This window comes from Kitasatospora sp. NPDC059160, from assembly GCF_042755465.1.
Lineage (GTDB): Bacteria > Actinomycetota > Actinomycetes > Streptomycetales > Streptomycetaceae > Kitasatospora.
Genome location: NZ_JBHZCN010000133.1, coordinates 1 through 15,008, shown reverse-complemented (window position 1 = coordinate 15,008; position 15,008 = coordinate 1). Strand labels below are relative to the sequence as shown.

At 73.7% G+C, this 15,008-nt stretch carries 16 protein-coding genes; 13 read left to right on the top strand and 3 right to left on the bottom strand.

All coding sequences use genetic code 11. From position 1 onward, the window contains the following. From ACFXOZ_RS37265 to ACFXOZ_RS37240, 6 genes are all read left to right on the top strand, one after another. A partial coding sequence (locus tag ACFXOZ_RS37265; RefSeq protein WP_380594381.1) for a DUF397 domain-containing protein occupies positions 1 to 197 on the top strand: 197 nt, incomplete at its 5' end. Positions 198 to 272: 75 nt separating this feature from the next. Then, complete coding sequence (locus ACFXOZ_RS37260; protein WP_380527496.1) at positions 273 to 1,487, top strand: hypothetical protein; 1,215 nt, start codon at positions 273 to 275, stop codon at positions 1,485 to 1,487. Further along, on the top strand, positions 1,480 to 2,247 hold the full coding sequence (locus tag ACFXOZ_RS37255) for a hypothetical protein (protein WP_380594379.1): 768 nt from the start codon (positions 1,480 to 1,482) through the stop codon (positions 2,245 to 2,247). Before ACFXOZ_RS37260 ends, ACFXOZ_RS37255 begins: the two co-directional genes overlap by 8 nt. A gap of 101 nt (positions 2,248 to 2,348) precedes the next feature. Then, positions 2,349 to 2,873: a hypothetical protein gene (locus tag ACFXOZ_RS37250; RefSeq protein WP_380594377.1), complete on the top strand. Its 525-nt coding sequence runs from the start codon at positions 2,349 to 2,351 to the stop codon at positions 2,871 to 2,873. A 299-nt stretch (positions 2,874 to 3,172) separates the two neighbouring features. After that, complete coding sequence (locus ACFXOZ_RS37245; protein ID WP_380594375.1) at positions 3,173 to 3,490, top strand: heavy-metal-associated domain-containing protein; 318 nt, start codon at positions 3,173 to 3,175, stop codon at positions 3,488 to 3,490. 111 nt (positions 3,491 to 3,601) lie between these two features. Then, a complete protein-coding gene (locus ACFXOZ_RS37240) occupies positions 3,602 to 3,883 on the top strand; it encodes a metal-sensitive transcriptional regulator (protein ID WP_380594373.1) in 282 nt (93 codons plus the stop codon). Between the two features lie 125 nt (positions 3,884 to 4,008). On the opposite strand, the gene ACFXOZ_RS37235 is transcribed toward ACFXOZ_RS37240, so the two are convergent. Next, positions 4,009 to 4,611: a TetR/AcrR family transcriptional regulator gene (locus tag ACFXOZ_RS37235; protein ID WP_380527483.1), complete on the bottom strand. Its 603-nt coding sequence runs from the start codon at positions 4,609 to 4,611 to the stop codon at positions 4,009 to 4,011. A gap of 113 nt (positions 4,612 to 4,724) precedes the next feature. On the opposite strand from ACFXOZ_RS37235, the gene ACFXOZ_RS37230 reads away from it, so the two are divergent. Continuing rightward, positions 4,725 to 6,344 carry an FAD-dependent oxidoreductase gene (locus tag ACFXOZ_RS37230; RefSeq protein WP_380527480.1) on the top strand — a complete coding sequence of 540 codons (1,620 nt, stop codon included), beginning with the start codon at positions 4,725 to 4,727 and terminating at the stop codon, positions 6,342 to 6,344. A gap of 184 nt (positions 6,345 to 6,528) precedes the next feature. Further along, a complete protein-coding gene (locus tag ACFXOZ_RS37225; protein ID WP_380527478.1) occupies positions 6,529 to 7,761 on the top strand; it encodes a cytochrome P450 in 1,233 nt (410 codons plus the stop codon). Positions 7,762 to 7,821: 60 nt separating this feature from the next. Here ACFXOZ_RS37225 and ACFXOZ_RS37220 read toward each other — a convergent pair whose 3' ends face one another. After that, positions 7,822 to 9,021, bottom strand: coding sequence for a Dyp-type peroxidase (locus ACFXOZ_RS37220; protein WP_380527476.1), 1,200 nt, complete (start codon positions 9,019 to 9,021; stop codon positions 7,822 to 7,824). 31 nt (positions 9,022 to 9,052) lie between these two features. Here ACFXOZ_RS37220 and ACFXOZ_RS37215 point away from each other — a divergent pair, with 31 nt between their 5' ends. Continuing rightward, the gene (locus ACFXOZ_RS37215; protein ID WP_380594371.1) at positions 9,053 to 10,432 is read left to right on the top strand and encodes a right-handed parallel beta-helix repeat-containing protein; all 1,380 of its coding nucleotides are present in this window, start codon (positions 9,053 to 9,055) and stop codon (positions 10,430 to 10,432) included. Positions 10,433 to 10,585: 153 nt separating this feature from the next. Here the strand turns inward: ACFXOZ_RS37215 and ACFXOZ_RS37210 are convergent, their stop codons facing one another. Next, positions 10,586 to 11,059, bottom strand: a complete 474-nt coding sequence (locus ACFXOZ_RS37210; protein ID WP_380527472.1) for a MarR family winged helix-turn-helix transcriptional regulator — start codon at positions 11,057 to 11,059, stop codon at positions 10,586 to 10,588. Positions 11,060 to 11,251: 192 nt separating this feature from the next. Here ACFXOZ_RS37210 and ACFXOZ_RS37205 point away from each other — a divergent pair, with 192 nt between their 5' ends. The 4 genes from ACFXOZ_RS37205 (at position 11,252) to ACFXOZ_RS37190 (ending at position 14,932) form a co-directional block, all read left to right on the top strand. After that, positions 11,252 to 12,457, top strand: a complete 1,206-nt coding sequence (locus ACFXOZ_RS37205; RefSeq protein ID WP_380594369.1) for an MFS transporter — start codon at positions 11,252 to 11,254, stop codon at positions 12,455 to 12,457. A gap of 35 nt (positions 12,458 to 12,492) precedes the next feature. Continuing rightward, positions 12,493 to 13,323, top strand: coding sequence for an aldo/keto reductase (locus tag ACFXOZ_RS37200; protein WP_380527468.1), 831 nt, complete (start codon positions 12,493 to 12,495; stop codon positions 13,321 to 13,323). 113 nt (positions 13,324 to 13,436) lie between these two features. Beyond that, positions 13,437 to 14,447 carry an aldo/keto reductase gene (locus ACFXOZ_RS37195; RefSeq protein WP_380594367.1) on the top strand — a complete coding sequence of 337 codons (1,011 nt, stop codon included), beginning with the start codon at positions 13,437 to 13,439 and terminating at the stop codon, positions 14,445 to 14,447. A 65-nt stretch (positions 14,448 to 14,512) separates the two neighbouring features. After that, entirely contained in the window at positions 14,513 to 14,932 is a 420-nt protein-coding gene (locus ACFXOZ_RS37190; protein WP_380594365.1) for an SRPBCC family protein, read from the top strand. Positions 14,933 to 15,008: the final 76 nt, after the last annotated feature.

Genomic DNA, 15,008 nt, shown 5'->3' with positions numbered 1-15,008 from the left:
CTTACCCGGGTCGGGTTCGCCCCCGGGGGCCGGCCCCGTCCCGCCGGCGCGGGGCGATCCTCGCGGATCGCCCGGCGCCTCGGCGCGTCCCCGTCCGCGATCCCGAGAACCCCGGCGGCCCCGCGTTCGTCCTCCCCTCCGAGGCATGGGTGTCCTTCGTCGCCGCCGTCGCGGCCGGCGAACTCCCCACCACCTGAACATGCCTGCGCGAGAAGTCGGCCCGCCCGACGTCCCGCGCACCTCCCAGGGCAGCGAACGGCAGGTAGCAACCGATGGACACGACGACGGACACCACGGGCCACGGCGAAGCACGCTTGGACGATGCGCACAACGTCCTGGTCGCACCGCCGACGGTGCGCAACCTCGACTTCTTCGGGGCGACGATCGGGCCCGAGGACCTCGCCTCCACCGACCTCACCGGGAAGACCCTCTACCTCGCCGGCGACATCTCCGCCCTCGACGGCCGCCGACTCGCCCCCGCCGCCCGCGTGTTCGTCGTCCGGGAGCTCTCCACCGACCACGCCGACGCCCCCTGGCCCGTCGTCGGCCTCGGCCGGGTCCCCGTCCGGGTGCACGGCGCCGGCGTCTACTACCCCCGCTTCTTCGAGCCCGAGGCCGACCACTTCCACCGGGTCCGTGCCGAGCACGCGTTCCAGTCCCTGACCGAGTCCGACAAGCCCGGTTCGGCCCACCGCAGCGGGATCTACCTCACCCCCGTCACCCGCGACGGCGACGACCTGCACTTCCGGCTGCTGCGCTGCTCCACCAACCTGTCCGGCCCGACCGAGAACTTCGGCCCGACCGACACCGACATCGTCGACGCCCTGAACCGCGAGGCCGCCACCGTCTTCCGCGACCACGCGCCGCTGAACCACGTCCTCGCGCAGACCTACCACAACACCCGGGCCACGCCCGGGCGCAAGCAGTCCAAGGCCAAGATCTCGTCCCACGCCGACAAGACCAAGGACATGCCCGCGGACGGCATCATGGCCTTCTGCACCTTCTACGACGGCCTCGACGAGCTCCAGCCCCTGGCCGACGACCCCTTCGACCACGGAACCGGGCGCACCAGCGGCCTGACCAGGCTCCGCTTCCGCCTCAAGGACTCCGCCCGCGAAGCCCACGGGGACGCCCTCCCGGCCCAGTTCGAGCTGACCCTCCACCCCGGGTCGGTCTTCTTCGTGCCGCTGTCCACCAACCGCCTCTACACCCACGAGATCCGGCCCTCGGCCCTGGACGCCGGGCTGCTCCCGACCCGACTCGGCTACGTGGTGCGCTGCTCGAAGACCGAGGCCCTCCACCGGGACGGCCGGACGTTCCTCAAGTCCGCCGGTGAGCTGGTGGAGTTGGAGCCGCCGACCGGGACCGGGACGGACGAGCTGCGCGGGCTGTACGCCGAGGAGAACCGGAGCTGGGCCTTCGTCGACTACGGCGACCGGTTCCGGTTCAGCATGAACACGGGGGACTACCGTGCCCCTCGTGCCTAGCATCGCGGACCAGGTCCGCTCCTACGCCCTGCCCGCCGAGCCGGGACTGTTCGCCGAACTGTCCGGCTCGGCCTTCCTGGAGGAGCTGGGGAAGGGCCGCCGGGGCACCACGCTCACCAGGCCCGACGGGACGGGCGGCGTGCCCCTCGTCCGCACCACCACCCGGTACGCCCACCCGGCACAGCGCTTCCGCCCGGTCCACGAACGGCTGGCACGGCGGATCCAGGAGCACGCCGGGCTCCCGCTCGCCTTCGACAACGCCCTGTTCGAGAGCTACACGAACGCGTACACGACCATGGGCGCCCATTCCGACCAGGCCCTCGACCTGGCCGACGAGTCGTTCATCGCCGTCTACTCCTGCTACCGGGACCCCGACGCGGGCCCGCCGAGGAGGCTGATCGTCGAGTCGAAGGAGCCGGTCGGCGGCGAACGGTTCGAGCTCCCGCTCACCCACGACGGCGTCATCGTGTTCTCCGTCGAGTCGAACCGCCGCCTCCGGCACCGGATCGTCCTGGACAAGCCCGTCCCCGCGACGGACAACGTGTGGCTGGGCCTGACCTTCCGCACCTCGAAGACCCTCCTCCGGTTCGGCGACGACGGGCACCCGTACCTCCCCCAGGGCGCCCGCCTCACCTCGGCCGACGAGGAGCAGCGCCGCGCGTTCTACCATTTGCGGCGCCGCGAGAACCAGGAGACGGACTTCGTTTATCCCCCGCTGACGTACACCGTCAGCGAGAGCGACCTGCTCCCGCCCGTCTGAACCCGCGCACCAGGCCTCAGTGGTGGCCGTGGTGCTGCTCGTGCCCCGTCGGTCCCTCCGCCTCCGGCGCCCCGCCCATCATCCGCAGCAGCCCAGAACCGATGACACCACTGCTGCGCCGAGTCATCAGGGATGTGGTGGTGCCGCTGGCCGTCGCGCTGCTGCTCCTCTCCTACTCCGCCGGATGGTGGTCCGACCCCGCCGCCGGCACCGCCGCCCCCATGGCCACCGCCATCCGTCCGGAGACGGAGGTGGCCCTTCCGGCCGTGGCGACCGCCGGGGACGCCACCGAGCCGTACCCGCCCAGCACGGTGTCCCTCGCGGTCGGACAGCGGCTCGGCGTCAGGACCACGGGGGGCGCCTTGTCGAAGCTCTGGTACCTCAGCTCGGCCGGCGACGGCGCCGTGCTGCAGAGCGGCCCGGACTTCGTCCTCACCCCCTGCTCGACGAATCCGCCCGTACCCGGCTGCGCCCCGGAGTTCGACCGGACCTTCACCGCCCTGGGAGCCGGGACAACCACGCTGACCTGGGCGTTCGGCAACGCGTGGGACTGCCGGCCCGACGCACCGAACCGTGCGGAGTTGAGGTGCGACGTCACCAAGAGCATCCAGGTCACCGTCCACTGACGCCCGGCCGCTCCTCCCCCGCGCCCAGGGCTTGACCTCGTCGAGGTCGACCGCGCCCGGGGCACGCCTCCTGGGCTGCTCGCCCCGAAGATCCATGACGTGCCGGACATCCCCCGTGCATCTGTCGCACTCCCCTACCGGCGACTGCAGCCACGCGTCCGTCGGACGGCGAAGGGGATCGGCGCCTCTCTACGTACCCTAGGGGGGTATGGTATGTTCATCATCGAAGCAGCCGCCCGGGCCACTCCGGAAGGCGTCGCCCGCACTGACGACGAACGCACTGACGACAGGAGCACACCATGAGCGAGACCACCGTCACCGTCGAGCCGTCCGCCATCGAGGGCTCCTGCTGCGGCTCGTGCGGCACCGGCGCGGCCGCGGCTCCCGCCGCCACCACCGCCGAGCGCACCGTCCTCCAGGTGGCGGGCATGACCTGCGGCCACTGCGTCGGCGCGGTGACCGCCGAGCTGGAGAAGGTCGCCGGCGTCACCGGGGTCGCGGTCGACCTCGCCACCGGCCGGGTCACCGTGGACAGCACCGGCCCGCTGGCCGACGCCGAGCTCGCCGCCGCCGTCGACGAGGCCGGATACGACCTGGTCGGCCGGGTCGACGCCTGACGCCCCGTCGGTCCGGGCGTCGGCCCCGCGCCCCGTCCGGACCGATTTCCGCCCCACCGCGCCCCGGTAGAGTGAGGGAACTCCTCACCGCACGGGAACCCGGAGGCGGCCATGGCCAGCTACAGCCCCCACAAGGACGACTCCCTCAAGCGGCTGCGCCGCATCGAGGGCCAGATCCGCGGCCTGCAGCGCATGGTCGAGCAGGACACCTACTGCATCGACGTCCTCACCCAGGTCTCCGCGGCCAGCCGCGCGCTCCAGTCCTTCGCGCTGCAACTCCTGGACGAGCACATCGAATGCTGCGTCCGCGACGCCATCGCCGAGGGCGGCCAGGAGGCGAACGCCAAGGTCCGCGAGGCCAACCAGGCCATCGCCCGCCTGGTCCGCTCCTGACCCGGACTCGAACCCGGGCCCACCCGCACCGACGCCCTCCGGCGGCACACCGCCGCCGGAGGGCGTTCGTCATTACGGGGTAGGGGTATCCGCGGGCATCCGAGGGCATCCGGACCCGGCGGGCCCTACCGGCCGACCGGCGCCCCGAGCAGCGGCAGGACGATCTCGTCCAGCACCTCGTCGATCACCCGGTCGGCCGGCACCGAACCGCCCATCAGGAAGGCGTCGCGCAGCAGGTCCAGCGGCAGTGAGACGACCCGCGGGGTGAGCCGGGCCGGGTCGACCTCACCCCGGTCGGCGGCCCGGTGCATGATCGCGGCCAACGCGTCCACCGGCCCCGGCGCACGGAGACCCAGGTGGAAGACGAGGCGCAGTTCGGGGACGCGCATCAGGTCGACCAGGAAGCCGTGGACGGCGTCGGTCGGCAGGTCGTCGAAGCGGTGCAGCAGGCCGCCCAGCAGGATCGCCAGGTCGGTGCGCAGGTCGCCGGTGTCCGGGGGCTCCCGGTAGTCGGGGGCGTTGCGGCCGAGGGCGGCGACCACGAGTTCCACCCGGTTCGGCCAACGGCGGTAGAGCACCGGCTTGCTGGTGCGGGCGCGGGCGGCGACGCCGTCCATGGTGAGCCGGTCGTAGCCGTGCTCGGCCAGTTCGGCCCAGACGGCGTCCAGGATCGCCCGTTCCAGTTCGTCCCCGCGCCTCCGCGGGGCGCCCGCTCTGCCGCTCGCCACCGGTTTCCGCACCCGACCCTCGTAGATACGTTGCGTTTCCTATCGAGGGCAGTCTACAGTCGGAAACAGGAAACGCGCCGTATCTTATGACCGAATGGACAGGGGCGTCCGCCATGCGCGCTGCACTCTCGCACGACTCCACACCCACCACCGACGTCCTGATCGTCGGCGCCGGCCCGGTCGGGCTCACGCTGGCCATCGGGCTGGCCCGGGCCGGCGTCGACTGCCGGATCATCGAGCGGGACGACGCGTTCCGCACCGCCGGCGTCCGCGGCAAGGGCGTCAACCCGCGCACCCTGGAGGTGTTCGACGACCTCGGCGTGGCCGCGCGGATCCTCGACCGGGGCGTGCTCAACCTCGGGATCCGCACCTACGAAGGCGCCCGGCTGGTCCACGAGTTCGACCCCGGGGCCACCCGGCTGCCGACCCCCGACCGCCCGTACGCCGGCACGCTGATGATCGCCCAGCACCAGACCGAGGCCGTCCTGCGCGACCGGCTCGCCGAGTACGGCGTCAGGGTCGAGACCGGCAGCGAACTGACCGACTGCGTCCAGGACTCCGACGACTCCCGGCACGCCGACGACGCCCGCGACACCGCCGGCGTGCTCGCCACCGTCCGACAGGGCGACCGGACGGCGCAGCTGCGCGCCCGCTTCCTGATCGGCTGCGACGGCGGCCGCAGCACCGTCCGCAAGCTGGCCGGCATCCCCTTCCTCGGCGAGACCTGGGAGGAGGAGCGCTTCCTCATGGCCTCGATGGACCTGGACGGCCTGGACCCCGACCACATGCACCTCTGGAACCACCCGAAGTTCGGCGGCGGCGCCATGGCGATCGTCCCGATGCGGCAGGACGGCAAGTGGGCGGTGCACGCCGCCGTCGACCCGGACGAGCACGGCGAGCTGCCCGCGCCCACCCTGGAAACCTTCCGCCGGCTCTTCGCCGAACGGGCCGGGCTGCCCGGGGTCCTGATGCACGAGCCGATCTGGTCCACCGTCTGGCGCCCCACCGTCCGGCTGGTCGAGCGCTACCGCGACGGCCGGGTGCTGCTCGCCGGGGACGCCGCCCACTGCCAGTCCGCGGCGGGCGGCCAGGGCATGAACACCGGCATCCAGGACGCCCACAACCTGGCCTGGAAGCTCGCCGCCGTGCTGCGCGGCGCGCCCGAGGAACTGCTCGACAGCTACCAGGAGGAGCGCCGGCCGATCGCCCGGGCCAGCCTCGACGCCACCTCCGCCCACCACAAGGCGGCGTTCCAGGGCGGCGGCGCCACGGTGATGGCCGAACAGTTCCGCACCCTGGCCGTCCAGGACACCGACCTCACCGGGCTCTCGATCGACTACCGCGGCGGCCCGCTCGGCCGGGACCTGGACGACACCACCGGCATCCGGGCCGGCGACCGGGCCCCGGACGCGCCCTGCACCACGGCGGACGGCACGCCGGTCCGGCTGTTCGACCTGTTCCGCGGCCCGCACTTCACCCTGCTGGCCTTCGGCGCCCACCCGGCCCCGGCCGACCCGTCCGCCCGACCCGTGCTCCAGGACCTCCAGGACTTCCCGGACCTCCCCGGCCTGCGGGTCGCCGCCGTCCGCGACCCCGACGGCCACGCCGCCCGCGCGTACGGCCTGCGCGGCGACGCCGTGGTGCTGGTCCGACCGGACGGGTACGTCTCGCTCACCGGCACGACCGTCGACCGGACCACCCTCGCCGAGCACCTGCGGGCCTTCGCCGTCTGACCCGACCGGCCCCGGCTCGGCGCGCACCCCCGGGCGGGCGGGCAGGCGTCGAGACCGCCCGGGGAGGGGTCGGGGGCGTAGCATCGGGCCGAAACGGGAAAACCGTCAGAAGGATCCAATTCCCGCAGAAAATATGACAGTTGGACGCCCGTGCCCCGCAGCGCCGCCGACCCCGAAGGGTTCCATGTCCTCCCCCGCAGCCGACACCGCAGCCAGCACCGACACCACCACCACAACCACCACCACCCCGCTCCCGCCGCTCCACCGGCTCCCCTTCACCCCCGCCCAGCCGCCGCACCCGACCACCCTCCCGGACGGCACCCCCGCCTGGCTCGTCACCCGCTACCACGACGTCCGGCAGGTCCTCGGCGACCCCCGTGTCACCCGGACCGACCTGCATGAGGTCGGGGCCGTCGGCGCCCTCTCCGACGTGGCCGCCAACCCCGCGTCCCTGTTCAACCAGGACGGCGCCGCCCACCGCAGTCTGCGCGCCACCATCCAGAAGGCCTTCACCCCGCGCTCCATCGCCGCCTGGCAGCCCTTGATCGCCGACGCCGTCCAACAGGCCGTGGACGCGGTGGTCGCCGCCGGGCCGCCCGCCGACCTGGTCACCGCCCTCACTCGGCCGGTGCCGTTCACGGTCACCGCGCGGCTGATGGGGCTCGACGACACCGGACCCGAGCGCGTGGACGAGGAGCAGCTGCACCGCTGGGGCCTCGCCGTCCTCGCCCAGGGTGGCGACGCCGCCGAGGACCACAGCGGAGCGATCGCGGAATTCAGCTCCTACACCGTCGAGTTGATGGAGCGCCGACGCCGCGATCCGGGGGACGACCTGGTCAGCCGGATCGTGGTCGCCGCCGATCAGGACGGCAGCGTCCCGGAGGAGTCGCTGGTCCACCTCGTCTGCGGGCTGGCCGCCAGCGGCAACGAGAGCATCGTCGGCATCCTCGGCAACACCCTGGCCTACCTCCTCGGTGAGCGCCCCGACCACTGGCCCCGGCTCGTCGACCCCGACATCACCGAACGCACCACGGAACGCCTGCTCCACTTCATCCCGCTCGGCGACGACGAGGCCACCGTCCGCCGCGCCACCGGCCCGATCGAACTCGGCGGTGCCACCATCCCGGGCGGCGCCGTCGTCGCCATCAGCCTCGGCAGCGCCAACCGCGACCCCGCCGTCTACTCCGACGGCCTCGACGCCGACCTCGACCGGCCCCTCGACGCCCCCACCCTCGCCTTCAGTTCCGGCCCGCACTACTGCATCGGCGCCTGGCGGGTCCGCCTCGAACTGCGCGAATCGCTCCGTCGGCTGGCCACCGCCCTGCCCGGCCTGCGCCTCACCACCCCGCTGGAGCAGCTGAGTTGGCAGCTGGGCAGCACCACCCGCAGCCCGGCCGCGATCCCGGTCGCCTGGTGAGGCCGTCCGTCCGACCGCCTACCCGACCGCGCGCCCCGTCCCCTCACCCCCACAACCCCGTCACCCCCACAACCCCTCGCCCAGCACCCCGCCCTCCCGCACCCCCGGCAGTACGTAGGCCACCGCGGAAGCCGTGTGCACCAGGAAGGGGTTGAGCGCGTCCTTGGCCGCCAGCCGGTTCTGCACCCGGGTGAACTGCGCCGGGTCCCGCACGAAGGCGCAGAACAGCAGCCCCCGGTCGTCGGGGGCGTCGTCGTAGCTGTAGCCGCGCCGCAGCATCCGGGCGCCGGAGTCGAGCCGGGGGCTGCTGAGCCGGACGTGGGCGCTGTTGGGGATGACGTACGAGCCGTCCGGGTTCTTGGCGTAGATGTCCGGGTCCTCGTGCTCGGCCGTGCCGGTGAGCGGGGCGCCGTCGCCGCGCCGGCGGCCCATCGCCAGGTCGCGCCGGTCCTCCGGGAGGGCGGCGAACCCGGCGGTGTCCATCCGGATCCGGCGGTAGACCAGGACGGTGCCGTGCTCGTACGGGCCGGGCGGGCCCCAGACCCACTGCTGGGCCTCGGCCGGGGCGGGGTTGGCGGTGCCGTCCTTGTAGCCGAAGAGGTTGCGCGGGGTGGTCCCCGGGGGCGTGCGCGGCAGGAAGCCGGGCTGGCTCCAGCGCACCGTCGCGCCCGCCGACTTCGCCGCGCCGCCGAGGAGTTCGGCCACCACGGTGAGCGGCCAGCGGTCCGCGGCGCACAGCTGGACCACCAGGTCGCCGCCGCCGCGCGCCTGGTCCAGCCGGTCCCCGGGGAAGGCCGGGAGCTCCGCCAGCGCGGGCGGGACGTTCAGCCCGAGCCGGGCGGCCGCGCCCGGACCGACCCCGACCAGGCTGCTGAGCCGCGCCGGTTCGCCGTCCCGCAGCCGGGGATCGGCCGGGCCGGCGCCCGCCGCATCGGCCAGCACCCCGGTCAACTCCCCCAGCAGGGAGCGCAGTGCGGTCCGCCCGTCGGAGGTCGCGGCGGGCGCCAGGTCCAGGGCCAGCAGCAGGGTGGCCGGCTGCTGCGGGGCCGTCACCCCGGCCTGCCGGTCCCCGTGGAACGGCGTCTGCGGCACCGCCGGGGGCGGCTGCGGTGCGGCGGCCGGCCCGCGGCCCAGGGCCACGGCCCCCGCGCCGACCCCGGCGGCCAGCACCGCGCCGCCGCCCGCGATCAGCGTCCTCCGGTCCACCCCGCCCCTGGCGGCCCCCGGCTGTTTCCGCGCCTTTCCGGTTTCGGCATGCATGACCGACATTGGAGACGATAGAACACCCCGTATGCAACTTTTGACTGTCCGTCAATCCGCCTCCGAAGCACCGCAGCGCCGCCGCCCACGCCGTCCGCACCGCGCGCGCGGCCGGGTCCGCGCCCTCCCCGCCCTGGTGGTCGCCGCCCTCGCCCTGGCCGGCTGCTCCTCCACCGGCGCCCCCTCCTCGGACGCCCGCCACCCGGAGGGCACCGTGGTCCGCGTCCCGCAGGACTTCCCGTCCGTCCAGAAGGCCGTGGACGTCGCCCGCGAGGGCGACACCGTCCTGGTCTCCCCCGGGACGTACCAGGAGAGCGTGCGGATCACCAGGCCCCGGATCGTGCTGCGCGGCACCGACCGCAACGCGGTGGTGCTGGACGGCGGCGTACGGCTGGTCAACGGGGTCACCGTCACCGGCGCCGGCTCGGTGGTGGAGAACCTCACCGTGCACGGCTACCTCGCCAACGGCGTGCTGTTCACCGGCGTCACCGACGAGAAGCTCCAGCAGCGCGGCGCCGGCGGCTCCGCCTACAACCCGCTGGACACCACCCGCTTCCCCGCCCTCCAGGGCTTCCGGGCGACGCGGGTCACCGCCTACAACAACGGCCTGTACGGGATCTACGCCTTCGACGCCCGGGCCGGGGTCATCGAGGACTCCTACGCCTCCGGCGGCGCCGACTCCGGCGTCTACGTCGGCCAGTGCAAGCCCTGCGACACCCTGGTGCGCGGCAACACCGTGGAGCGCAACGCGGTCGGCATCGAGATCACCAACGCCTCGGACAACCTCTGGTTCCTCGGCAACCGGGTGGTCGGCAACCGGGTCGGCGTCACCGTCAACTCCAACGACCTGGAAGCCCTCGCCCCCCAGCACGGCGCCGTGATCGCCGGGAACGCCGTCACCGACAACAACGCCTCCGACACCCCCGAGCAGGCCGACGGCGGCTTCGGCATCGGCATCGGGATCGGCGGCGGCACCGCGAACCGGGTCGAGCGCAACCTGGTCAAGGGCAACCGCTCGGCCGGCGTGATCGTCACCGACCCGCCCGGGCACCCGGCCGCCGGCAACCTGGTCAAGGGCAACCGCACCGAGGGCAACGGCGTCGACCTGGTACTGGCCTCCGCCGACCCGGGCAACTGCTTCACCGGCAACCAGCCCGCCACCCAGAGCCCGGACGACCTGGAGGCGCGGGCCGCCTGCGAGGCGCAGAGCCGCAGCCCGCTCACGGCCGGCCGGGCCGCGCCGGTCCAGGCCCCGCCCGGCGTGCCGTTCAACCAGGTGCAGGCGCCGCCCGCCCAGCCCTCGCTGCCGGATCCCAACGCCCCCGCCCGCCCGGCCACCGACCTGCCCGGCCCGGTCGACCCGGACGCCTACCCGCTCCCGGCGACCGCCGACGCCGTCCTCGCGCACTGACCCGCGGCCGCGGCGCGACGGCCGCCCCGCACGGAGCACGGGCGGGCCCACGGCACACCGAGTGCCGCGGGCCCGCCCGACGCCGTTCCGGGCCCGGGGCCGGCACGCCGACCGCCCGGGCCGCTCAGGGCCGCCCGGGCCGCTCAGATCCGCTCAGGGCCGCCGCAGCGGCGCGGGCGGGTCGACCGCCTCGACGGCCGAGACCAGCGGGGCCAGCTCGGGGTTGCGGGCGGCCTGGTCGAGCGCCTCGCGCAGCGCGGCGTCATTGGTCGGCCGGGCCTGCGCCAGGAGCCGCAGGCCGTCCTCGCTCACGTCGGTGTAGATGCCGCGGCGGTCGGTGGGGCACAGGTAGCGGGCGAGCAGCCCGCGGTCCTCCAGCCGGGAGACCAGCCGGGTGGTGGCGCTCTGGCTGAGCACGACCGCGTCGGCGACCTGCTTCATCTGGAGGTGGCCGCCCTCGCCGTCGTGCTGGCGGCTGAGCACGTCGAGCAGCGAGTACTCGCGCACGCTCAGGTCGTGCTCCGCCTGGAGGGCGCGCTCGATGTGCGCCTCGATCCTGCCGTACAGGACGTACAGGGCGGCCCATCCGTTGGCGAGGGCGGTCAGCGCGGGGTCCGTGGCGGTCATCGGCACGGTCTCCTTCCAGGTACGGGCCGGGTGCGAGCCAGGTGCGAGCCGGGTGCCCGGCCGGGCACGAGCAGGCCTCCAGTTTAGGCCTCGGGCATGCTGACGGTGATTGCCCGCATTTGCACATAGCCCGCGCTTGCAACTATTGTCGAGGCACGTAAGGCGCACTAGCAATCGCACGGAGGTCGCGCCATGCCCCTCGCACTCCTCGCCCTGGCCATCGGGGCCTTCGGGATCGGAACCACCGAGTTCGTGATCATGGGCCTACTGCCCCAGATCGCGGACGACTACGGCGTGACCGTCCCCACCGCCGGCCTACTGGTCACCGGCTACGCACTCGGCGTGGTCATCGGCGCCCCGCTGATGACCGTGCTCGGCACCCGGATCAGCCGCAAGACCATGCTCATGCTGCTGATGGGCCTGTTCGTCATCGGCAACCTGCTGTCCGCCACCGCCCCCAGCTTCCCGCTGATGCTCGCCGGGCGGATCGTGACCTCGCTGGCCCACGGCGCGTTCTTCGGCATCGGCTCGGTCGTCGCCGCCGAACTCGTCGCCCCGCAGAAGAAGGCCGGCGCCATCGCCACCATGTTCACCGGGCTCACCGTCGCCAACATCGTCGGCGTCCCGCTGGGCACCTTCATCGGCCAGGCCGTCGGCTGGCGCACCACCTTCACCGGTGTCGCCGCCCTCGGACTGCTCGGCCTGCTCGGCATCGGCAAGCTCGTCCCCAGCCTGCCCCGCCCCGAAGGCGCGCACCTGCGCGGCGAGTTGACCGCCTTCCGCAACCCGCAGGTGCTGCTCGCGATGGCGATGACCGTCCTCGGCTTCGGCGGCGTCTTCGCCGCGATCACCTACATCGCCCCGATGATGACCGACACCGCCGGCTACTCCGAGGGCGCGGTCACCTGGCTGCTGGTGCTGTTCGGCGTCGGGATGTTCCTCGGCAACCTGATCGGCGGCAGGTTCGCCGACCGCAAGCTGATGCCCCTGCTCTACACCACCCTCGGCGGCCTGGCCGTCGTCCTGGCCCTGTTCACCCTCACCGCGCACGACAAGGTCGCCGCCGCCGTGACGATCCTGCTGGTCGGCGCCCTCGGCTTCGCCACCGTCCCCCCGCTGCAGAAGCGCGTCCTCGACCAGGCCCACGGCGCCCCCACCCTCGCCTCCGCCGTCAACATCGGCGCCTTCAACCTCGGCAACGCCCTGGCGGCCTGGCTCGGCGGCCTGGTCATCTCGGCCGGCCTCGGCTACACCGCCCCCAACTGGGTCGGCGCCCTGCTCGCCGCGGCCGCCCTGCTGCTCGCCCTCTGGTCCGCCGCCCTCGAACGCCGCGACCAGCACCGGTCCGCCGCCACCCCCGGCGGCTCCCCCGCACCGCTGACCCCCGCCCACCACTGACCCCCCCCCAGAACCACCGAAGGAACCCAGGAACCATGAGCGCCCCCTCCGTCCCCACCGTGAAGCTGAACAACGGCGTCGAGATCCCCCAGCTCGGCTTCGGCGTCTTCCAGGTCCCCGACGACGAGACCACCACCGCCGTCACCGCCGCCCTCGAAGCCGGCTACCGCAGCATCGACACCGCCGCGATCTACGGCAACGAGGCCGGCGTCGGCCGCGCCCTGGCCGCCTCCGGCCTGGCCCGCCAGGACCTGTTCGTCACCACCAAGCTGTGGAACGCCGACCAGGGTTACGACGCCACCCTGCGCGCCTTCGACGCCGGCCTCGCCAAGCTCGGCCTCGACACCGTCGACCTCTACCTCATCCACTGGCCCACCCCGGCCCGGGACCGCTACGTCGACTCCTGGCGCGCGATCGAGCGCCTCGCCGCCGAGGGCCGGATCCGCGCCGCCGGCGTCTCCAACTTCCAGCCCGCCCACCTCCAGCGCCTGCTGGAGACCAGCGAGCTCGTCCCCGCCGTCAACCAGGTCGAGCTGCACCCCGGCCTCCAGCAGAGCGAGCTGCGCGCCTTCCACGCCCGGCACGGCATCGCCACCGAGGCCTGGAGCCCGCTCGCCCAGGGCGCCGTCCTCGACGACCCGGCCGTCACCGCGATCGCCGAGCGCACCGGCAAGTCCCCGGCCCAGGTCGTGCTGCGCTGGCACCTCCAGCTCGGCAACGTCGTCATCCCGAAGTCCGTCACCCCCGCCCGGATCCGGCAGAACCTCGACGTCTTCGACTTCGAGCTGACCGAGCAGGACATGGCCGGCATCGCCGCGACCGACCGCGGCCTGCGCACCGGCCCCCACCCGGACCAGTTCAACTGACCGACCCCGCACCCCGACGGCCTGCCGACGGCGCTCGACGCCGTCGGCCGCCCGCCGCGCACGACCACACCACCGCCCCCACCGTCGGGGCAGCAACCCCAAAAGGCACTGTCATGTCCATCAAGAACATCCTCTCCGGCAAACTCGGCTTCGGCACCGCCCCGCTCGGCAACATGTTCCGCGCGATCCCCGAGGACGAGGCCGCCGCCACCGTCGAGGCAGCCTGGGAGCACGGCGTCCGCTACTTCGACACCGCCCCCTTCTACGGCGCCGGCCTCGCCGAGGAGCGCCTGGGCCGGGTCCTGGCCGGCAAGCCGCGCGACGCGTACGTGCTGTCCACCAAGGTCGGCCGGGTCGTCCTCGACGAACACGAGGAGGGCGCCCGCGACCTCGGCGAGAAGGGCGGCCTGTTCGAGCACGGCAACCCCAACAAGATGCTCCACGTCTGGACCGCCGACGCCACCGAGCGCTCCATCGAGGACAGCCTCCAGCGCCTGGGCACCGACCGGCTGGACGTCGTCTGGGTCCACGACATCGCCCAGGACTTCCACGGCGACGAGTGGCTCGCCAAGTTCGAGGAGGCCCGCACCGGCGCCTTCCGCGTCCTCGGCCGGCTGCGCGACGAAGGCGTCATCAAGGCCTGGGGCCTGGGCGTCAACCGGACCGAGCCGATCGAGCTCACCCTCTCCCTCGACGAGCCCCGGCCCGACGGCTTCCTGCTCGCCGGCCGCTACACCCTGCTCGACCACGACCACGCGCTCCAGCGCCTGCTGCCGATGGCCCAGGAGCAGAACGTGGACATGGTCGTCGGCGGCCCCTACAGCTCCGGGATCCTCGCCGGCGGTACCCACTTCGAGTACCAGCATGCACCCGGGCACATCGTCCGGCGGGTCACCGAGCTCAAGGAGCTCACCGCCCGGCACGGCGTCTCCGTCAAGGCCGCCGCGCTGCAGTTCTCCCTCGCCCACCCCGCCACTGCGGCCGTCATCCCCGGCGCCACCAGGCCCAGCCGGATCGCGGAGGACACCGCCGCCCTGAACGAGACCGTCCCGGCCGCGTTCTGGCACGACCTGCGGGCCGCCGGCCTGGTCAGCCCCGCCGCCCCGCTCCCCCACGACGCCTGAGCCCCGGCCGCACACCCCACGCCGTCCCCCTCGCCGTCCCCCGTACTGCCCCCAGGAGATGCACCATGGCCTCCACCTCCGTCAGCCGCGTCCTGCCCGCCTCCCCCGAGAAGGTCTGGGAGCTCATCGGCGGCTTCGACTCCCTGCCCGACTGGCTCCCCTACATCCCGGAGAGCACCGCCTCCGAGGGCGGCCGCGTCCGCAGCCTCAAGAACCCCGACGGCGAGGTCATCGTCGAGCGCCTCGTCGGCTTCGACGAGGCCGCGCGCCACTACTCGTACGCCATCCTCCGGGCGCCGTTCCCGGTCACCGGCTACCTCTCCACCCTCCGGGTGCACACCGTGCCCGGCCGCGACGACCTCGCCGAGGTCCAGTGGTCCGGCCGCTTCAACCCGGACGGCGTCACCGCCGCCGAGGCCGAGGAGCTCTTCGCCGGCATCTACCGGGACGGCCTCGACGCCCTCCACCGGACGCTCGCGGGCTGACCCGGCGGGCCGTCGACCCTCGTTCAACGGCTGTGGCCGGGTGGGCGGTTCACCTCCTTCGTGAACCGCCCACCCG